This is a genomic window from uncultured Aquincola sp. (assembly GCF_964001545.1).
GTDB lineage: Bacteria > Pseudomonadota > Gammaproteobacteria > Burkholderiales > Burkholderiaceae_C > Aquincola.
Window position 1 is genome coordinate 1 of record NZ_CAXFDV010000838.1, and the last position, 2,536, is coordinate 2,536.

A 2,536-nucleotide genomic window follows, 5' to 3' on the forward strand; every position below is an offset into this window, starting at 1 on the left:
AACGACACCGGCGCGGTGCGCCAGCGCCTGGGCATGCCGGCGCAGTACGGCGGCTGCCACACCGCGACGGTGGCCGGTTACGTCATCGAAGGCCACGTGCCCGCGGCGGAGATCCGGCAGCTGCTGTCCACGCGCCCTGCAGCGCTGGGCCTGGCCGTGCCCGGCATGCCGGTAGGCTCACCAGGCATGGAGATGGGGCCGCGGGCCGACCCCTACGCGGTGCTGCTGATCAGCCGCCAGGGCGCGGCCTCGGTCTTCGCGCGCTACCCCAAGAAGGCCTGACGGCCCTCCCCGGCCTGGATCAGTTGGTCTCCGCCAACTGATCCAGGATCGCCGGGTTCTCCAGCGTCGAGGTGTCCTGGGTGATGGCTTCGCCCTTGGCGATGGAGCGCAGCAGGCGGCGCATGATCTTGCCGCTGCGGGTCTTGGGCAGGTTGTCGCCGAAACGGATGTCCTTGGGCTTGGCGATGGGGCCGATCTCACGGCCCACCCAGTTGCGCAGCTCGGCGGCGATCTTCTTGGCTTCTTCACCGGTCGGGCGCGGGCGCTTGAGCACCACGAAGGCGCAGATGGCTTCGCCGGTGGTGTCGTCGGGGCGGCCCACCACCGCGGCTTCGGCCACCAGCTCGGTGCAGCTCACCAGGGCCGATTCGATCTCCATCGTGCCCATGCGGTGGCCCGAGACGTTGAGCACGTCGTCGATGCGGCCGGTGATGGTGAAGTAGCCCGTCTTGGCGTCGCGGATGGCGCCGTCGCCGGCCAGGTAGTAGCCCTTGAGCTCCGGCGGGTAGTAACTCTTCTTGAAGCGCTCGGGGTCGCCCCAGATCGTGCGGATCATGCTGGGCCACGGCTTCTTGACCACCAGGATGCCGCCCTGCCCGTTGGGCACGTCGTTGCCGGTCTCGTCGACGATGGCGGCGGTGATGCCCGGGAACGGCAGCGTGCACGAGCCCGGCACCAGCGGCGTGGCACCCGGCAGCGGCGTGATCATGTGGCCGCCGGTCTCGGTCTGCCAGAAGGTGTCGACGATGGGGCAGCGGCCACCGCCGATGTTGGCGTGGTACCACTCCCAGGCGGCCGGGTTGATCGGCTCGCCCACCGAGCCCAGCAGGCGCAGGCTGCTCAGGTCGTAGCGCTTGGGGTGCACCGCCTCGTTGCCTTCGGCGGCCTTGATCAGGCTGCGGATGGCGGTGGGCGCGGTGTAGAAGATGCTGACCTTGTGGTCCTGGATCATCTTCCAGAAGCGGCCGGCGTCCGGGTAGGTGGGCACGCCCTCGAACACGATCTCGGTGCCGCCCAGCGCCAGCGGGCCGTAGGCGATGTAGCTGTGCCCGGTGACCCAGCCAATGTCGGCGGTGCACCAGAAGATGTCGTCGTCCTTCAGGTCGAAGGTCCACTTCGTGGTGAGCGCCGCATGCAGCAGGTAGCCGCCGGTGGAGTGCTGCACACCCTTGGGCTTGCCGGTGGAGCCGCTGGTGTACAGCAGGAAGAGCGGGTGCTCGGCCTCCACCCATTCGGGCTCGCAGGTCTCGGGTTGCTGCGCGATCAGCTCATGCATCCAGCGATCGCGGCCGGCCGTCATCGGCAGTTCGGCGCCGGTGCGGCGCACCACCAGCACGTTCTTGACGCTGTCGCAGCCGCCCAGGGCCAGCGCTTCGTCCACGATGGCCTTGAGCGGCAGCTGCTTGCCGCCGCGCACCTGCTGGTCGGCGGTGATCACCGCCACCGCGCCGGTGTCTTCGATGCGGTCGCGCAGGCTTTGCGCCGAGAAGCCGCCGAACACCACCGAGTGGGTGGCGCCGATGCGGGCGCAGGCCTGCATCGCGGCCACGCCGTCGATGGACATCGAGATGTAGATGACGACGCGGTCGCCCTTCTTTACGCCCAGGCTCTTGAGGCCATTGGCGATGCGGCAGGTGCGGGCCAGCAGCTCGCTGTAGGTGACGCGGGTGACCTCGCCACCGTCGGCTTCGAAGATCAGCGCCGTCTTGCCGCCCTTGCCCGCCTCGATGTGGCGGTCCAGACAGTTGTACGAGGCGTTGAGCGTGCCGTCGGCAAACCACTTGAAGAACGGAGGGTTGCTGTCGTCCAGCGCCTGGGTGAACGGGGTGTGCCAGCTGATGAACTCGCGCGCCAGCCGGGCCCAGTAGGCCGCATGGTCGGCCTCGGCCTCGGCCACCAGACGCTCGTAGGCCGCCATGCCCGAGACATGCGCGCCTTCGCGGGCCGCGGCGCTGGGTTCATAGACCTTGGTGGGGGTGTCTTCGCTCATCGTTGTCTCCGTAGGTGCTTCACAACCGCTTTGACCGCATGGTGGCCTTCGCGCCTGACGAACGGCTTACTCTAAGCCGACTGCGGGGTCGAGGCCATGACTGCGGGCTCATGGCTGATCTGACTGCCATCAGCGGGAAAACCCCGCCGCATAAACTCGCGGCCTCGATTTCCAACTGCGACACCCCTCGTCACCCCATGGCCCAGCTGCCCGACCCGACCACCGTTCGCATGCGCCCGCTGCCGAACCTGATCTTTGCCAGCC

2 protein-coding genes are annotated in these 2,536 nt (G+C 68.5%); one reads left to right on the top strand and one right to left on the bottom strand.

Translation table 11 applies throughout. The annotated features are described in order from the left end of the window. The coding region (locus ABNT58_RS28970) for a DUF411 domain-containing protein (protein WP_348756809.1) at nucleotides 1-282 on the top strand (282 nt) is incomplete at its 5' end. 19 nt (nucleotides 283-301) lie between these two features. Here ABNT58_RS28970 and acs read toward each other — a convergent pair. Then, nucleotides 302-2,272, bottom strand: a complete 1,971-nt coding sequence (acs, locus tag ABNT58_RS28975) for an acetate--CoA ligase (RefSeq protein ID WP_348756810.1) — start codon at nucleotides 2,270-2,272, stop codon at nucleotides 302-304. Nucleotides 2,273-2,536: the final 264 nt, after the last annotated feature.

What these genes read in the sequence shown, in the direction of transcription:
- acs (WP_348756810.1), bottom strand. Translation starts at nt 2,272, where the DNA reads ATGAGCGAAGACACCCCCACCAAGGTCTATGAACCCAGCGCCGCGGCC.